Annotated in this window: 15 protein-coding genes; 6 read left to right on the top strand and 9 right to left on the bottom strand. The window is 73.1% G+C overall.

Annotated elements, in window-relative coordinates; genetic code table 11:
• Positions 1-282: 282 nt before the first annotated feature.
• A complete protein-coding gene (locus F1C15_RS02535) occupies positions 283-687 on the bottom strand; it encodes a DUF3040 domain-containing protein (protein WP_185232763.1) in 405 nt (134 codons plus the stop codon).
• Positions 688-783: 96 nt separating this feature from the next.
• On the opposite strand from F1C15_RS02535, the gene F1C15_RS02540 reads away from it, so the two are divergent.
• Positions 784-1,905 carry a polyprenyl synthetase family protein gene (locus F1C15_RS02540; protein ID WP_056055101.1) on the top strand — a complete coding sequence of 374 codons (1,122 nt, stop codon included), beginning with the start codon at positions 784-786 and terminating at the stop codon, positions 1,903-1,905.
• Between the two features lie 45 nt (positions 1,906-1,950).
• Here F1C15_RS02540 and F1C15_RS02545 read toward each other — a convergent pair whose 3' ends face one another.
• The gene (locus F1C15_RS02545; RefSeq protein ID WP_056055957.1) at positions 1,951-2,238 is read right to left on the bottom strand and encodes an Rv2175c family DNA-binding protein; all 288 of its coding nucleotides are present in this window, start codon (positions 2,236-2,238) and stop codon (positions 1,951-1,953) included.
• A gap of 248 nt (positions 2,239-2,486) precedes the next feature.
• Between F1C15_RS02545 and F1C15_RS02550 the strand changes: the two genes are divergently transcribed.
• Together F1C15_RS02550 and pknB are read left to right on the top strand one after the other, a co-directional pair.
• Positions 2,487-3,842 (top strand): LysM peptidoglycan-binding domain-containing protein, encoded by a 1,356-nt coding sequence (locus tag F1C15_RS02550; protein ID WP_185232765.1) that lies wholly within the window; start codon positions 2,487-2,489, stop codon positions 3,840-3,842.
• A gap of 105 nt (positions 3,843-3,947) precedes the next feature.
• Positions 3,948-5,906, top strand: a complete 1,959-nt coding sequence (gene pknB, locus F1C15_RS02555) for a Stk1 family PASTA domain-containing Ser/Thr kinase (protein ID WP_370543624.1) — start codon at positions 3,948-3,950, stop codon at positions 5,904-5,906.
• A gap of 77 nt (positions 5,907-5,983) precedes the next feature.
• Here the strand turns inward: pknB and F1C15_RS02560 are convergent, their stop codons facing one another.
• From F1C15_RS02560 to F1C15_RS02570, 3 genes are read right to left on the bottom strand one after another with little or no spacing between them, the layout of a single operon-like run.
• Positions 5,984-7,357, bottom strand: a complete 1,374-nt coding sequence (locus F1C15_RS02560) for a class II 3-deoxy-7-phosphoheptulonate synthase (RefSeq protein WP_056055107.1) — start codon at positions 7,355-7,357, stop codon at positions 5,984-5,986.
• A gap of 52 nt (positions 7,358-7,409) precedes the next feature.
• Positions 7,410-8,099 carry a 1-acyl-sn-glycerol-3-phosphate acyltransferase gene (locus tag F1C15_RS02565; RefSeq protein WP_056055110.1) on the bottom strand — a complete coding sequence of 230 codons (690 nt, stop codon included), beginning with the start codon at positions 8,097-8,099 and terminating at the stop codon, positions 7,410-7,412.
• Between the two features lie 34 nt (positions 8,100-8,133).
• Complete coding sequence (locus F1C15_RS02570; protein ID WP_185232769.1) at positions 8,134-9,084, bottom strand: ROK family glucokinase; 951 nt, start codon at positions 9,082-9,084, stop codon at positions 8,134-8,136.
• Positions 9,085-9,183: 99 nt separating this feature from the next.
• Between F1C15_RS02570 and F1C15_RS02575 the strand changes: the two genes are divergently transcribed.
• Complete coding sequence (locus tag F1C15_RS02575) at positions 9,184-11,037, top strand: long-chain fatty acid--CoA ligase (RefSeq protein WP_185232771.1); 1,854 nt, start codon at positions 9,184-9,186, stop codon at positions 11,035-11,037.
• A gap of 25 nt (positions 11,038-11,062) precedes the next feature.
• On the opposite strand, the gene F1C15_RS02580 is transcribed toward F1C15_RS02575, so the two are convergent.
• Positions 11,063-11,560: a peptide deformylase gene (locus F1C15_RS02580; protein ID WP_185232773.1), complete on the bottom strand. Its 498-nt coding sequence runs from the start codon at positions 11,558-11,560 to the stop codon at positions 11,063-11,065.
• 103 nt (positions 11,561-11,663) lie between these two features.
• Between F1C15_RS02580 and F1C15_RS02585 the strand changes: the two genes are divergently transcribed.
• On the top strand, positions 11,664-12,476 hold the full coding sequence (locus F1C15_RS02585; RefSeq protein ID WP_056055961.1) for a ParA family protein: 813 nt from the start codon (positions 11,664-11,666) through the stop codon (positions 12,474-12,476).
• A gap of 84 nt (positions 12,477-12,560) precedes the next feature.
• Here F1C15_RS02585 and F1C15_RS02590 read toward each other — a convergent pair whose 3' ends face one another.
• The 3 genes from F1C15_RS02590 to F1C15_RS02600 form a co-directional block, all read right to left on the bottom strand.
• Positions 12,561-13,109, bottom strand: coding sequence for a MerR family transcriptional regulator (locus tag F1C15_RS02590; RefSeq protein ID WP_056055120.1), 549 nt, complete (start codon positions 13,107-13,109; stop codon positions 12,561-12,563).
• Between the two features lie 157 nt (positions 13,110-13,266).
• A complete protein-coding gene (locus F1C15_RS02595; protein WP_185232775.1) occupies positions 13,267-13,965 on the bottom strand; it encodes a MerR family transcriptional regulator in 699 nt (232 codons plus the stop codon).
• Positions 13,965-14,489, bottom strand: a complete 525-nt coding sequence (locus F1C15_RS02600; protein WP_056055126.1) for an FHA domain-containing protein — start codon at positions 14,487-14,489, stop codon at positions 13,965-13,967. The genes F1C15_RS02595 and F1C15_RS02600 overlap by 1 nt, the downstream gene beginning before the upstream one ends.
• Before the next feature lie 224 nt (positions 14,490-14,713).
• On the opposite strand from F1C15_RS02600, the gene F1C15_RS02605 reads away from it, so the two are divergent.
• A complete protein-coding gene (locus F1C15_RS02605; RefSeq protein WP_185232777.1) occupies positions 14,714-16,198 on the top strand; it encodes a S1C family serine protease in 1,485 nt (494 codons plus the stop codon).
• The last annotated feature ends 32 nt before the right edge of the window (positions 16,199-16,230 follow it).

Raw genomic sequence — 16,230 nt, forward strand, 5'->3', positions numbered from 1 at the left:
CCCCGGAGGCGCGGGTCACCCCCTTCGATCCGCTCCAGTTCGGGGGTCACGAGAGTGGAGGACATCGGGCGTGCCCTGGGCGCGGCGGCGGGCCGGGAGCCCTCGAGCGGCCGCGGGTGCGCCCGCCGCAGGCGTCGGTGGAGCGAAGTGGAGGCGGGGTGGACGCGACGTGGAGACCCGTGGCCGGAGGCGACGCTCGCGACGACGCCCCGGACACGACGAAGGGGCCGGCCCGGAGGCCGACCCCTGAGGTCGTGGTGCGCCGCGTACGCGGGTGGGGCGTTACCGCCGGTCGCCGTCCTGTCGACGGTCCCAGCGGTCAGAGAAGCGGTCCATCATGCTGCTGCCACCGCCGCGCTGCGGGCGAGCCGCCGACGGACGAGCCGAGGTCGTGGGGGCCGGGGCGGGCGCGCCCCTGCGGCGAGGAGGTGCGATCGCGAACAGCGCGCCGGCGACGAGGATGACGAAGCCCAGGACGCCGACGAGCGGCCCGATCGGCGGGGTGCGGAGGATGACGCCGGTGACGATGACGGCGATGCCGACCAGAGCTGCGAGGACGCCCACGACGACCATCGTGTAGTTGGGACGGCCGCGGCCGCCGACCGTCGCCACGAAGTCGGAGTCGTTGCTGTAGAGGCTCCGCTCCATCTCTTCGAGGAGGCGCTGCTCCTGCTCGGAAAGCGGCATGGTGTTGTTCCCTTCGAACACAGGCCCCTCGGCCTCGGGATCGGCGCGATCGGTACGTGCGAGTGTATGCCTGGCCCCTGTGGCTAGGCTAGGCGCGTGGCTGAGAGTACGCGGTTAGTGGACGTCGTCCAAGAGCGCATCGACGCGTTCCTCGAGGGGCAGCGTCCTGCGCTCCGGAGCATCGCTCCGGACCTCGACCCGTTCGCCCTCTTCTCGAGCGATCTGCTCCGGGGCGGCAAGCGGTTCCGCGCGCTGTTCTGCTACTGGGGGTGGCAGTCGGTCGCCGGGCTCGACGTGGGCTTCGACCCGCTCGCCCGCAGTGTCGACGAGCGCTCCCTCGACGCCGTGATGGCCGCCTCCGTCGGCCTGGAGTTCTTCCACGCCGCCGCCCTCGTCCACGACGACATCATGGACAACTCCGACACCCGGCGCGGGCTGCCCGCGGCGCACCGCCGGTTCGAGGCCCTGCACCGCGACGGCGCGTGGCTCGGGTCGCCCGGGGCGTTCGGCACCTCCGGCGCCCTGCTGATGGGCGACCTGCTGCTCGCCTGGAGCGACGAGCAGGTGAGCGCCGCCCTCGACTCCCTCGCCTCCCGCGACGCTGCACGCTCGGCTCGCCGCGAGTTCAACCGGATGCGGACGGAGGTGACGGTCGGCCAGTACCTGGACATCCTCGAGGAGGGCGCGTGGCGGAGCGTGCCCGACGCGGAGCTCCTGCCGCGCGCCCAGCGCGTCATCGTCTACAAGTCGGCCAAGTACAGCGTGGAGGCGCCCCTCACGATCGGCGCCGCCATGGCCGGCGGGAGCGACGAGGCCCTCGCGGGCCTGCGCGCCTTCGGCCTGCCGCTCGGCATCGCCTACCAGCTGCGGGACGACATGCTGGGCGTGTTCGGAGACCCCGCCGTCACCGGGAAGCCCGCCGGGGACGACCTCCGCGAGGGCAAGCGCACCGTCCTGGTGGCGACCGCACGGCGCGAGCTGCCGTCGTCGGCGGTGCGGCTGCTCGACGAGCTGCTCGGCGACCCCGACCTCGACGACGACCAGATCGGGGTGCTGCAGGCCACGCTCCGCGAGAGCGGGGCGGTCGACGCCGTGGAGCGATCCATCTCGGACCAGGTGGAGCGGGCCCTGCAGGCCCTCGACCGCGCCGACCTGGCGCCGTCCGCCCGGTCGCAGCTGGCACGTCTCGCGGAGACGGTCACCCGCCGCGACTACTGAGCGTCGTCGCCGACCGGGAGGGCCCGCGAGCCGGGCGCGGCCGCGCTAGAGCAGGCTCTGGGCGACGCGCCGCACCTCGGCCTTCCGGCCGGCGCGCAGCGCGTCGACCGGGCTGGTGCCGAGCGACTCCTCGACAGAGAGCATCCAGTCGATCGCCTCGTCGTCGGTGAAGCCGTTGTCGGCGAGGACGGTCGCCGTGCCGCGCAGCTCGTGCATCGGCTCGCCGTCGACGACGAAGACCGCGGGGACCTTCGTGACGCCGCCGACCTTGGTCGCGAGCAGCACGTGCTCCTCGACGAGGCGGTGCACGCGGCTGACGCTGACGCCGAGCATCTCGACGAGGTCGGGGACGGTCAGCCACTCGGCGTCGGCGAACCAGGGCTTCTGGGAGAGATCTGTCACGTCACAACCTTGCCACGGCCGAGCCGCGGAGGGGAACGTCGTGCGCGCCGAGTCACATCCGTCACTCCCGTCACACTGATTGACTTGGTTCTCCTTCTGTGTCAGCTTGGTGCGATCGAGACATGTCGCCGGGGGCCAGGCCACGGCCGTGTCGGACTCCCCGAGCCGAGGATCACCTCATGAACGACAACGCCCCGACCGGCACGACCGCCGCCGCCACGACCACGGCGGGCACGGCCTTCGCGCGGCCCGCGCTCGTGCCCGACGACGGCCGGGCGATGAGCAGGGTCGCCCGCTCGATGCTCAACACCGTCCCGATCGTGCTCGCGGGCTCGATGGCCCTCGGGCTCACCGGCCCCGTCGCCTCGGTCGACCACGCGCCGCGCCCCGTGAAGGAGCCTCACGCGACCCCCCGCCCCACGCTGCCGACGACTCCCCCGGTGGCCGAGGCAGCGCAGGAGGCGGTGGTCCAGACCGCGGCCGCGACCGCCCCGTCGAGCTACACCGTGAAGTCCGGCGACACCGTCGCCAGCATCGCGGGCTCGTTCGGCCTCAGCACGGCCAGCGTCCTCGCGCTCAACGGCCTGAGCTGGAAGTCGACCATCTTCCCCGGGCAGACGCTGAGCCTGGTGGCCGGCGCCGTCGCGGCCCCCAGCGTCCCCGTGAGCAGCACCCGCGCCTCCTCGTCACCGACCCGCTACACGATCGCCCGCGGCGACACCCTCAGCTCCATCGCGGGAGCCCACGGCGTCAGCACGAGCGCGCTCCTGCAGGCGAACGGGCTCTCCTGGTCGAGCATCATCTACCCCGGCCAGCAGCTCGCCCTGCCCGGTGCCGCCGCCCCCGCACGCAGCACGCCGGCGCCGACCACCTCGACGCCGCCCGCCGCGTCGACGGGCTCCTCGTCGTACATCATCCGGTCGGGCGACACCGTGGCGTCGATCGCGGCCCGGACGGGCGTCAGCACGAAGGCGCTACTGGCCGCCAACGGCCTCAGCTTCACCAGCACGATCTACGCCGGGACGACGCTGACGATCCCCTCCACGAGCAGCACGGCGAGCGGCACGAGGTCGGCGCCCGCGACGACCGTCGTCGCCACGTCGGCGACGCCCCTCACGGTCGGCACCGCCCTCACCGCCGAGCAGCAGGGCAACGCCCGCACGATCATCCGCGTCGGCCGGGAGCTGGGCGTGGGCGACCGCGCGATCGTCGTCGCCCTGGCCGCGGCGGCGCAGGAGTCGAGCCTCCGGAACATCGACTGGGGCGACCGCGACTCGGTGGGCCTCTACCAGCAGCGACCCAGCACGGGGTGGGGCACGGTCGCGCAGCTGACCGACCCCGTCCACGCGACCAAGCTCTTCTTCGGCGGCCGCACCAACCCCAACGTCGGCAAGACCCGGGGCCTCCTCGACGTGAAGGGCTGGTCGGGCATGTCGCTCACCGCCGCGGCCCAGGCCGTCCAGCTCTCGGCGCACCCGACCGCGTACGCCAAGTGGGAGGGGCCCGCCGCCTCCTGGCTCGCGACCCTGGGCTGAGCCCCGCCGACGCGCGCGTTCTTGCTGCCCCGCCGGTGAGTCCGCGCTGCCCGCGCCGGGCGAGTCCGTAGAATCTGCGGGGTGAGCGTGAACCAGACTGACCCGATGATCGGCCGTCTCATCGACGATCGTTACCAGGTCCGCTCACGCATCGCCCGGGGCGGCATGGCCACCGTGTACCTCGCCACCGACCTGCGGCTCGAACGTCGCGTCGCGATCAAGATCATGCACGGCCACCTCGCCGACGACGCCTCCTTCAAGGAGCGCTTCATCCAGGAGGCCCGCTCGGCCGCCCGGCTCGCCCACCCCAACGTGGTCAACGTCTTCGACCAGGGGCAGGACGACGACAGCGCGTACCTCGTCATGGAGTACCTGCCGGGCATCACGCTGCGCGAACTGCTCCAGGACCACTCCGTGCTCACGAGCGAGCAGGCGATGGACATCCTCGAGGCGGTGCTGGCCGGCCTCGCCGCCGCGCACCGCGCCGGCATCGTGCACCGCGACCTCAAGCCCGAGAACGTGCTGCTGGCCGACGACGGCCGCATCAAGATCGGCGACTTCGGGCTCGCTCGCGCCGCCACCGCGAACACCGCCACCGGTGCGGCCCTGCTCGGGACGATCGCGTACCTGTCGCCCGAGCTGGTCACGCGCGGCATCGCCGACACCCGCAGCGACATCTACGCCCTCGGCATCATGCTCTACGAGATGCTCACCGGCGAGCAGCCCTACAAGGGCGAGCAGCCGATGCAGATCGCCTACCAGCACGCCAACGACACGGTGCCCGCACCGAGCCTCGTCGCACCGGGCGTGCCGGTGGAGCTCGACGAGCTCGTGCTCTGGGCCACGGCCCGTGACCCCGAGCACCGCCCCCGCGACGCCCGCGCGCTGCTCGAGCAGCTCGTCGACGTGCAGCGGGCGTTGGCCGACCCGGCGGGCGCGAGGCCCCCGCAGCGCACGATGGTGCTGCCGCCCGCCCCCGCGACGTCGCCGACCTCGGCGACGTCCGTCCTCCCCCACGGGGCGACGGGCGAGACGCACGTCCGCCCTCGGGCGCGCCACCGGACAGGGCCCGTCCCGCCCCCGCAGGCCGCCAACGTCGACAAGCTCGCCGCGGTGGCTGCCCGTCGTCGTCGCCGGGGCGCCGTGTGGCTCTCCCTCGTCGTCGTGCTCGCCCTGCTGGCCGGCGGCGCCGGCTGGTGGTTCAGCGCCGGACCCGGCGCGCAGGTCGCCGTCCCGGACGTCGCCGGCCAGGACCCGGCCACGGCGACGAGCGCCCTGGAGGCCGCGGGCCTCACCGTGGCGGGCGACCAGCGGCCCGACTTCTCCCCCACCGTCCCGGCGGGCCAGGTCACGGGGACCGATCCGTCGGCCGCCTCGCGCATCACGCGGGACCGCCCCGTCACGCTCCTCGTCTCGCAGGGCCCCGAGCAGCTGGACTTCCCCGTGGTCGTCGGGCTGTCCGAGGACGACGCCCGCTCCGCCCTCGGGCAGTTCACCGTCCAGGAGTCCGCCCGGCAGTTCGACGACTCCGCCCCGGAGGGCACCGTGCTCGCCGTCAGCGGCGTGGACGCCGCCGGCGCGCCCGTCGATCTCGCCGCCGCCCCGCAGTACGGCGATCAGCAGCCGGTGACCCTCACGGTCTCCGCCGGCGCCGTCCCGGACGTCAGCGGCCAGCCGCTGGCTGATGCCCAGGCGGCCCTCGCCGCCGTGTCGCTGACCGGGGTCGAGGCGGGCACCGAGTTCAGCGACACCGTCGCCTCCGGCTCGGTCATCCGCAGCGCGGCCCAGGGCGAGGGCGCCGTCGTCCCCGGCGCCTCGATCGACCTCGTCGTCTCGAAGGGGCCGGCACCGGTCACCGTCCCGGACGTCACGGGCAAGACCATCGACGACGCCGTGGCCGACCTGCGTGCCCTCGGCCTCCGCGTGACCTACGACAAGTGCACGAACTTCACCTGCGCCTTCTTCGACTGGGAGGCGCGCCTCACCGTCACCGCGACGGACCCCGTCGCGGGCGGCACCGCCTCTCGCGGCTCCACCGTCACCCTGAGCTACCGGGTCGAGTAGCTCACCCCCGACGCCTGACGCCCCGCCCTCTCGAGGAGGACGGGGCGTCAGGCGCAGGGGGATGCGGGAGGCGCGGGTCAGACGGCCGCCAGCTCCTCCGCGACGAGGAACGCGAGCTCGAGCGACTGCATGTGGTTGAGGCGCGGGTCGCAGAGCGACTCGTACCGCGTCGCCAGAGTGGCCTCGTCGATGTGCTCGGACCCGCCGAGGCACTCGGTCACGTCGTCGCCGGTCAGCTCGATGTGGATGCCGCCGGGGTGGGTGCCCGCGGCACGGTGCGACTCGAAGAAGCCCTTGACCTCGTCCATGATCTCCTCGAACCGACGCGTCTTGTAGCCCGTCGGCGTCGTGAGGCCGTTGCCGTGCATCGGGTCGCTGACCCAGAGCGGCGTGGCGTCGGCGGCCGTGATGGCCTCGAGGAGGGGCGGCAGGGCGTCGCGGATCTTGCCCGCGCCCATGCGCGTGATGAAGGTCAGGCGGCCGGGCTCGCGGTCGGGGTCGAGCACGTCGATCAGCCGCAGCATGTCGTCGGGGGTCGTGCTCGGGCCGAGCTTGACGCCGATGGGGTTGCGCACCCGGGAGAGGAAGTCGACGTGGGCACCGTCGAGGTCGCGCGTCCGCTCACCGATCCAGACGAAGTGCGACGAGAGGACGTAGGGCGTGCCCGTGCGGCTGTCGATGCGCGTCATGGGGCGCTCGTAGTCCATCAGCAGGCCCTCGTGGCTGGTGTAGAACTCGACGCGCTTGAGCTCGTCGAAGTCGGCCCCGGCGGCCTCCATGAAGCGGATGGCCTTGTCGATCTCACGGGCGAGGTTCTCGTACTGGGCGTTGGCGGGGTTCCGGGCGAAGCCCTTGTTCCAGCTGTGCACCTGGCGGAGGTCGGCGAAGCCGCCCTGCGTGAAGGCCCGGATGAGGTTGATGGTCGACGCGGAGGTGTGGTAACCCTTCACGAGCCGTGCGGGGTCGGCACGCCGGGACTCGGGCGTGAAGTCGTAGCCGTTGACGATGTCTCCGCGGTACGCGGGCAGGGTCACGCCGTCACGGGTCTCGTCGTCGCTCGAGCGGGGCTTGGCGAACTGGCCGGCCATGCGGCCCATCTTGATGACGGGCATCGAGGCGCCGTAGGTCAGCACGACCGCCATCTGGAGGATGGTCTTGACCCGGTCTCGGATCTGGTCGGCCGTGGCCCCGGCGAAGGTCTCGGCACAGTCGCCGCCCTGCAGCAGGAACGCCCGCCCCTGCGCCGCCGCCGCGAGGCGCTCGCGGAGGGTGTCGACCTCGCCGGCGAAGACGAGGGGCGGCAGCGTGGCGAGCTCGGCCGAGGCGGCCTCGACGGCCGCGCCGTCGGGCCAGCGGGGCTGCTGCTTGATCGGCAGGGTGCGCCAGCGGTCGAGGCCCTCGAGCACGTCGGCGTCGGCGATGGCTGCGAACGGTTCAGGGGGCTGGACCACGGTCGTCCTTGCGTCTCGGCGGGGCGGAGCCAGTCGGTTCCGACGAGCGAGCTTATCGCGAAAGGGCCGCGCGCTTCTCCTTGACCGAGGAGGCGTACACGTCGGCGTACTCCTGGCCGCTCAGGGCCGCCAGCTCGTACATGATCTCGTCCGTGATGGACCGGAGGATGAACCGGTCGCCCTCCATGCCCTCGAACCGGCTGAAGTCGAGCGGCTCGCCGAAGACGACCCCGACGCGGCGGATCTTCGGGATCTTCGTGCCGGTCTGCATCACCTTCTCGGTGTCGATCATGGCGACCGGCACGACCGGCACGTGCCCCTCGAGGATCATCCGGGCCACGCCGGTGCGGCCCCGGTAGAGGCGGCCGTCGGGGCTGCGCGTGCCCTCGGGGTAGATGCCCAGCTGCTCGCCCCGCGCCAGGACCGCCAGGCCCGTCGCGAGCGACGCCTCCGACGCCTTGCCCCCCGAGCGGTCGATGGAGAGCTGGCCGGTCGCGGTGAAGAACAGCCGCATGGCCCAGCCCTTGACGCCGCGCCCCGTGAAGTAGTCGCTCTTGGCGAGGAAGGAGATGCGGCGCTCGAGGGCCAGGGGGAGGAAGATCGAGTCGACGAACGACAGGTGGTTGCTCGCGAAGATGACGGCACCGGTCGCGGGCACGTTCTCGAGGCCGCGCACCCACGGGCGGAAGACGGTGAGGACGAGCGGGCTCGCCACGAACGTCTTGAGGAACCAGTACAGCATCGGGCGGAGCCTCTCTTCTCTGAGCGGTCGGAGCCTAGCGGCTCGCGGCGTGCACCCGCGCGAGGTCGGCGGCGCCGACGACGCCCGCGTCGTTGACGAGCTCGGCGATGACGAACTCGGGCTCGGGGTGGTAGCCGCGCGCCGGCAGGTGCTCGAGGTAGGCAGCGCGGACGGGGGCGAGCAGCAGCTCGCCGGCCTGCGCGACGCCTCCGCCGAAGACGAAGACCTGGGGGTCGAGGATGGCGCTCAGCGACGCGGCGGCCTGGCCGAGCCAGGTGCCGAGCTGTCGGAGGGCCTCGAGGGCGCCCGGGTCCCCCGCCGTGAGCAGGTCGCTCACGTCGTGGCCGGTGAGCTCGCCCTTGCGCGTGCGGACCTCGGCGAGGGCGCTGCCCACGCCGCCCTGGTCGGCGACCTCGCCGGCCATGCGGAGGAGTGCCCGGCCCGAGCCGTACTGCTCGATGCAGCCGCGGGCCCCGCAGCCGCAGGGCAGGCCGTCGGGGACGATGCGCATGTGGCCGAGCTCGCCGCCCGTGCCGAAGCCTCCGCGCATGAGGCGGTCCTGGGCGACGACCGCCCCGCCGACGCCGGTGCCGATGGTGAGCATGGTCATGTCGCTGGCGAGGCGCCCGGCGCCGAACCGGAACTCGGCCCAGCCCGCGGCGTTCGCGTCGTTGTCGATCGTGATCGGGAGGTCGATGCGCTCCGCCAGGCGGGCGCGCAGGGGCTCGTTCCGCCACGCGATGTTCGGCGTGTAGTAGACGGTCGACTGCGAGGCGTCGATGAAGCCGGGGGCGGCGACGCCCGCGGCGACGACGCCGGGGTGGGCGGCGCGGAGGGCGGTGATCATCTCGACCACGGCGTCCACGATGGCGGCGGAGTCGCCGGCCGGGGTCGGCACGCGACGCTCCTCGACGATCTCCCCGAGTTCGGTGACGACGCCACCCGCGATCTTCGTACCACCGATGTCGATTCCCATTGCCTGCACGAACAGGGAGTCTAGCCTCGCCCCGCCCCCGGGCTCGCCACCGGACGGGCCGGTCCGGCTAGGGTGTGGTGACCGTCGTTCGGTACCGAAGGAGCTGCCGTGAACGAGCACACCACCCCCCTGGCCGTCGAGCCGGACCCCGCCGCCAACGCCACCGACCTCCTGGTCGAGCGAGCGGCCCTCACCCCCGACGCTGCCCTCTTCGCCGTCCCCGACGGCGTCGGCGGCTGGCGTGACGTCACCGCGGGCGACTTCCTCGCCCAGGTCCGGGCCCTCGCGAAGGGCCTGGTCGCCGCGGGCGTCGAGCCCGGCGAGAAGATCGGGCTGATGTGCCGCACTCGCTACGAGTGGACGCTGGTCGACTTCGCGACGTGGTTCGCGGGCGCCCTGCTCGTGCCCGTCTACGAGACGAGCGCGCCGAGCCAGGTCCACTGGAACCTCAGCGACTCCGGGGCCACCGCGGTTATCGTCGAGACCGCCGACCACTTCGCCAAGTTCGACGAGGTCCACCCCGAGCTGCCCGACGTGCGGCACGTCTGGCAGATCGACCTCGGCGACCTCGAGAAGCTCGCGGCGTCGGGCGGGGGCGTGCCCGACGAAGAGATCGAGCGGAGGCGACGCCTGGCCACCGCGGCGGACGTCGCGACCATCATCTACACGTCGGGGACGACGGGCCGACCCAAGGGCTGCGTGCTGACCCACGGGAACTTCGTCGAGACGAGCCGCAACGCCGCCGTCGCCATGGGCGACGTCGTCGCACCCGGGTCGTCGACCCTGCTGTTCGTCACCACCGCCCACGTCTTCGCGCGCTTCATCGCCGTCCTCTCCGTGCACGCGGGGGTCAAGGTCGGGCACCAGGCCGACACGAAGCAGCTGCTCCCCTCCCTCGCGTCGTTCCGGCCCACCTTCCTCCTCGCCGTGCCGCGGGTCTTCGAGAAGGTCTACAACTCGGCGGAGCAGAAGGCGGAGGCCGGCGGGAAGGGCGGGGTGTTCCGGCGGGCCGCGGCCGTCGCGGTGGCCCACAGCAAGGCGCTCGACGCCGGCGAGGTGCCCCTCGGCCTCAAGCTCCGCTTCGCCCTGTTCGACCGGCTCGTCTACAGCAAGCTCAAGAAGGCGATGGGCGGCCGGATCCGGTACGCGGTCTCCGGCTCCGCCCCGCTCGGCACGCGCCTCGGGCACTTCTTCCGCAGCCTCGACATCCGGGTGCTCGAGGGCTACGGCCTCACCGAGACGACGGCCCCGGCGACGGTCAACCTCGTCTCGCGCTTCAAGATCGGCACGGTCGGCCCGGCCCTGCCGGGGGTCTCCGTCCGCATCGACGACGACGGGGAGGTGCTCGTGCGCGGCGAGAACGTCTTCGCCGGCTACTGGCGCGACGAGGCGGCGACCGCCGAGGTGCTGCGCGACGGCTGGTTCCGCACGGGCGACCTCGGCAGCCTCGACGACGAGGGGTACCTGACCATCACGGGTCGCAAGAAGGAGATCATCGTCACCGCGGGCGGGAAGAACGTCGCCCCGGCGGCCCTCGAGGACCCGATCCGGGCGAACCCGCTCGTCGGTCAGGTCGTCGTCGTCGGCGACCAGAAGCCGTTCGTCAGCGCCCTCGTGACCCTCGACGCCGAGATGCTGCCCGTCTGGCTCAACAACGCGGGCGAGGCGGCGGACATGCCGCTGGCCGAGGCCGCCCGGCACCCCAAGGTGCTCGCCGAGGTGCAGCGGGCCGTCGACGTGGCGAACGACGCCGTCTCGAGGGCCGAGTCGATCCGCAAGTTCGTGGTGCTGCCGGTGGAGCTCACCGAGGCCGCGGGCCACCTGACGCCGAAGATGAGCGTCAAGCGCGCGGTGGTCGTGCGCGACTTCGCCCAGGAGATCGCCGACCTCTACACGGTCTTCCCGACCACGGAGTCCGTGCGCACCGTCCCGGACGCCCCGACGGGGCGCCGGAGCCGCTGACGACCCGGGCCGGCGGCGCCGCGAGCTACACGCGCCACCAGTCGCTGGCCCGGATCTGGCGCATCGCGTCGCGCTTCGTCTCGGGCTCCAGGGTCATCACGTAGAGGGTGCCGGCCAGGTGGTCCGTCTCGTGCTGCAGCGCCTGGGCCATCAGGCCCGTGCCCTCCAGCACCACGCGGTCGCCGGCGAGGTCGACCCCCTCGACCCGGGCGTACGACCACCGCGGGGTGGGGAACCAGAAGCCGGGCACCGAGAGGCAGCCCTCGTCGACGAGCTCCCGCTCGCCGGAGGCCTCGACGACCACGGGGTTGAGCACGTAGCCGACCTCTCCGTCGACGTTGTAGCTGAAGGCGCGCAGGTCGACCCCGATCTGGGGCGCGGCCACGCCGGCGCGCCCCGGCTCCCGCACGGTGTCGAGGAGGTCGGCGACGAGGGAGTCGAGCCGGGGGTCGCCGACGACGACGGGGTCGGCCGGGGAACGGAGGACGGGGTCGCCGAAGAGGCGGATGGTTCTGACGGTCACCCCCCTACTCCACCATGCCGCGCCCCCTCCGCGCGTCCACCCGCCGCGTGCCGCGCGGACGACGTGCAGGCGTCTCGACGCCGGGGACGGTATCGTCGTGGTCGTGCATGTACTCAGCGTCAGTTCTCTCAAGGGCGGCGTCGGCAAGACGACCGTGACGCTCGGGCTCACGTCGGCGGCCTTCGCCAAGGGCCTCCGTACCCTGGTGGTCGACCTCGACCCGCAGTCCGACGTCTCGACGGGCCTCGACATCACCGTCGCGGGCCACCTCAACGTGGCCGACGTCCTCGCCTCCCCCAAGGAGAAGACCGTCCGCGCCGCGATCGCGCCGAGCGGCTGGACCAAGGGCCGCCAGGGCAAGATCGACGTCATGATCGGCAGCCCGTCGGCGATCAACTTCGACGGCCCGCACCCGTCGATCCGCGACATCTGGAAGCTCGAGGAGGCCCTGGCGAACGTCGAGGCCGACTACGACCTCGTCCTGATCGACTGTGCCCCGTCGCTCAACGCGCTCACCCGCACCGCCTGGGCCGCGTCCGACCGCGTCACCGTCGTGACCGAGCCCGGCCTGTTCAGCGTGGCCGCGGCCGACCGCGCGCTCCGGGCCATCGAGGAGATCCGTCGCGGGCTGTCACCGCGCCTTCAGCCCCTCGGCATCATCGTCAACCGCGCGCGCGTGCAGTCCATCGAGCACCAGTTCCGCATCAAGGAGCTCCGCGACATGTTCGGCCCCCTCGTGCTGAGCCCCCAGCTGCCGGAGCGCACCTCCCTGCAGCAGGCCCAGGGCGCCGCGAAGCCGCTCCACGCGTGGCCCGGCGAGAGCGCCCAGGAGATGGCCCGCAACTTCGACCAGCTGCTCGAGCGCATCATGCGCACGGCGAAGATCGGCGACTACGCGGAGCCCGCGGCCCGCTGATCGACGGCGCCCCTCCACGACGACGGCCCCCTCGCACCTCACGGTGACGAGGGGGCCGTCTCGACGTGGAGGCCGGCGGGCCGGTCAGCTGGCGCGGGTGCCGCGACGCGCCGCGAGCTCGTCGGAGGGGTCGGCGGCGGGCGTGCTGTCGAGCTCGACGAGACTGGTCTCCACCTCGCGGAGGACCTTGCCCACGGCGATGCCGAAGACGCCCTGGCCGCGGCTGACGAGGTCGATGACCTCGTCGTCGGACGTGCAGAGGTAGACGCTGGCGCCGTCGCTCATCAGCGTGGTCTGCGCGAGGTCGTTGACCCCGGACTCGCGGAGCTGGTTCACGGCCGTCCGGATCTGCTGCAGCGAGATGCCCGTGTCGAGGAGGCGCTTCACGAGCTTGAGCACGAGGATGTCGCGGAAGCCGTAGAGGCGCTGCGAGCCGGAGCCCGCGGCGCCGCGGATGGTGGGCTCGACGAGCCCGGTGCGGGCCCAGTAGTCGAGCTGGCGGTAGCTGATCCCGGCGGCGCGGGCGGCGACGGTGCCGCGGTAGCCGCTGTCGGAGTCGAGCTCGGGCAGGCCGTCCGTGAACAGGAGTCCCAGCTCGTAGCGGGAATCCTCGGGGGACCCTGACTCACTCATGCAGCTGCCTTCCACTGTTCTTCGTCCAGACCCGTAACGTTCAACATCGGGTTGATGGTTTGACCAAGACCCAAGGTACCCACACGAGGCGTCGGACGAGGCGACATCCGCCCGGAGCAGTCGGCGTGTCGAGGATATTCCTCCGCCGCCCCGCCGTCTACGTGTCGAGGCGCTCGAGGGCGGTGCGGAGCAGCGCGCCGCGGACGACATCGAGCTGCTCGGTGATCTCGCGCGAGAGCTCGGCGACACGGGCACGGCCGGCGGCGTCGCGGCGACGAGCGACCGACGAGAGCGCGTTCTCGACGAGGCCCAGGTCGCGTTCGACGGAGGATCGGACGCCCCGGAGGTGCCTCGGCTCGATGCCCGACCGCGACAGCTCGACGAGGGCGGAGAGCATCGTCACGGCGTCGTCGCCGTACATGTCGGACGGGGCCACGAGGGAGGCGCTGATCGCGTCGTCGAGGAGGCCCGCGGAGGCGCCGGTGCGGTCGAGCAGCTCGTCGCGCGTGACGCGGCGGGGGTGCGACACGATCGACACGGGGGCCGAGCCGGTGGGCAGCGAGGTGGGGCGGCCGGCGTCGAGGTCGTCGAGGTGCTGGCGGATGACCTTGAGCGGCAGGTAGTGATCGCGCTGCAGGCCGAGGATGAAGCGCAGGCGCTCGACGTCGGCCGGCGAGAACTTGCGGTAGCCGGAGGGCGTGCGCACCGGCGTGACGAGCTGGCGCTCCTCCAGGAAGCGCAGCTTGCTGTTGCTGAGGTCGGGGAACTCCGACTTGAGCCGCGCGAGCACCTGGCCGATGGTGAGCAGGTCGACGGGACCCGACTCGGCGGAGCGAGCGGCGGAGGAGCGGGGCACTACCCGATCGCCAGCTTGGCGAGGTCGACGCGCGAGGCGTAGAAGGTCAGACGGAACTTGCCGACCTGCACCTCGGCGCCGTCGCTGAGCAGGGCCTCGTCGATGCGGGTGCCGTCGAAGTACGTGCCGTTCAGCGAGCCGAGGTCACGGACGGTGAACGTCGTGCCCGAGCGGCGGAACTCCGCGTGCTTGCGGCTGACCGTCACGTCGTCGAGGAAGATGCCCGCGTCGGGGTGGCGACCGGCCACGGTGACGTCGGAGTCGAGGAGGAACCGGGCGCCGATGTTGGGGCCGCGGCGGACCACGAGGAGGGCGGACCCGGAGGGGAGGGCCGTGACGGCCTCGCGCTCGTCGGTGGAGACGCCGCCCTCGAGGGCGGCGAGCTGCGCCTGGAACTCCTCGTTGAAGCTGAGGGTCGTGTCGACCCCCGACGGTGCCGGGTCGGACGCGTGGCCCTGGTGAGCACGGGTGTGAACGTCGTCACCGTCGTGCGTGCCGGGGACGTTGTTGTCGGGCTCTGCCATCGTGGACCTCCTTCGGCGTCCCAGCGTATAGGAACTCGGACCGCCGACGGGAACCGGATCCGCCCTCGGAGGCCGCCCGGGGGCGACGGGGCGTCCGAGGGCGACGCCCTTCACGGCTCCTCCTCATGCGACTCCCGACGCGTTCATGGACTCGTCATCGGGAACGGACAGGGTGCCGACGTCTGATGGGGGCACGTCACCACGACAGCCACAGGAGGCACCCCATGGACCACCCCGAGCGCGACGAGAACGCCCGCACCGACGCCGTCACGGACGACGTCCGCCAGCCCACCCCGACGACACAGCCCGCCCCGACGCCGTCGGCCGCCGGCGACGGCTCGCCGACCGCCCACGTCCTCCCCCACGTCACGGGCTCGTCGGACGCCCGGTACGTCTCCGCGGCCCGCCCCGTGGCCGACGACGGGCACCAGTCGTACGACGCGGCTCCCGGCTCGGCCGTGCCGCCCACCTTCGCCGGGCCGGGCGCGTCGCCCGTCGCCGCGGCGGGCCGTCGCCGCTCGCGGCGCTGGCTCGCGCTGACCGGGGCCGCGGCCGCGGTCGTGCTCGTCGCCGGCGGCGCCGGTGCGGGAGCCTGGGCCGTCGGCCGCACGGCCGGCGAGGCCGCCGCGGCCTCCGCGGCGGCCCAGCGGCAGGCGCTCGAGCTCGCTCCGCAGCTGCTCGGCCCCCGCTCGGGCAGCACGGGCGGCTCGGGGAGCGCTCAGGGCGGCACCGGCAGCGCGCTGCCGGGCGACGGGACGCAGGGCGGGACGGGCACGACCGAGTCGTCGGCCGTGCCCGCGACGGAGGCGGAGACCGCGGGCGTGGTCACCATCGTCTCGACGCTGAACTACGACGAGTCGTACAAGTCGGCCGGCACGGGCATGGTCCTCACGGCGAACGGGCTCGTGCTGACCAACAACCACGTCGTGCAGGGGTCGACGAGCATCCAGGTGACCGACGAGGCCTCCGGGCGGACGTACACGGCCGACGTCGTCGGCACCGACGCGACGAACGACGTCGCCGTGCTCCAGCTGCGCGACGCGAGCGGGCTCACCCCCGTGACGTTCGACGACTCGGGCGACGTCGCCGTGGGCGACGCCGTGCACTCGACGGGCAACGCGGGCGGCACCGGAGACCTCGTGACGGCGACGGGCACGGTCCTGTCGACCGACGAGTCGATCCAGGTCCAGAGCGAGTCGGGCACGGGGACGGAGTCGCTGAGCGGGCTCATCGAGCTCCGGTCGGACGTCGTCTCGGGCGACTCCGGCGGGCCCCTCCGCGACGCCTCCGGCGACGTCGTCGGCATCGTGACCGCCGCCTCCTCGGGGACCACCCCGATCACGGGCTACGCGATCCCGATCGACGACGCGCTCGACATCGCGCGCCAGATCGAGTCGGGCACGTCGAGCTCGACCGTCCAGATCGGCCTCCCCGCCTTCCTCGGTGCCGAGATCGCCAGCACCGCCACTGGCGGCGTCGCCGGCGTGCCGATCGCCGGCACGGTCGACGGGAGCGCGGCCGAGTCGGCGGGCCTCGTCGCCGGCGACGTGGTGACGGCCCTCGACGGCACGCCCGTGACCACGGCCCAGGCCCTGACCGCGGCGGTGACGGCGCACGCCTCGGGAGACCGCGTGACGGTCACCTGGACCGACGCGACGGGCACCTCGCAGACCGCCACGGTCACCCTCGGGGACGGCCCCGCGGCCTGACCCGTGCGGCACCGCCGACGCGACGCCGTGTG

Origin of the sequence: Frigoribacterium sp. NBH87 (genome assembly GCF_014217665.1) — a bacterium.
Lineage (GTDB): Bacteria > Actinomycetota > Actinomycetes > Actinomycetales > Microbacteriaceae > Frigoribacterium > Frigoribacterium endophyticum.

Coding starts and splice junctions, on each gene's coding strand:
- pknB (WP_370543624.1), top strand. CDS start 3,948: ATGATCGGCCGTCTCATCGACGATCGTTACCAGGTCCGCTCACGCATC.
- F1C15_RS02600 (WP_056055126.1), bottom strand. CDS start 14,489: ATGGCAGAGCCCGACAACAACGTCCCCGGCACGCACGACGGTGACGAC.
- F1C15_RS02605 (WP_185232777.1), top strand. CDS start 14,714: ATGGACCACCCCGAGCGCGACGAGAACGCCCGCACCGACGCCGTCACG.
- F1C15_RS02565 (WP_056055110.1), bottom strand. CDS start 8,099: ATGCTGTACTGGTTCCTCAAGACGTTCGTGGCGAGCCCGCTCGTCCTC.
- F1C15_RS02545 (WP_056055957.1), bottom strand. CDS start 2,238: ATGCTCGGCGTCAGCGTCAGCCGCGTGCACCGCCTCGTCGAGGAGCAC.
- F1C15_RS02550 (WP_185232765.1), top strand. CDS start 2,487: ATGAACGACAACGCCCCGACCGGCACGACCGCCGCCGCCACGACCACG.
- F1C15_RS02535 (WP_185232763.1), bottom strand. CDS start 687: ATGCCGCTTTCCGAGCAGGAGCAGCGCCTCCTCGAAGAGATGGAGCGG.
- F1C15_RS02590 (WP_056055120.1), bottom strand. CDS start 13,109: ATGAGTGAGTCAGGGTCCCCCGAGGATTCCCGCTACGAGCTGGGACTC.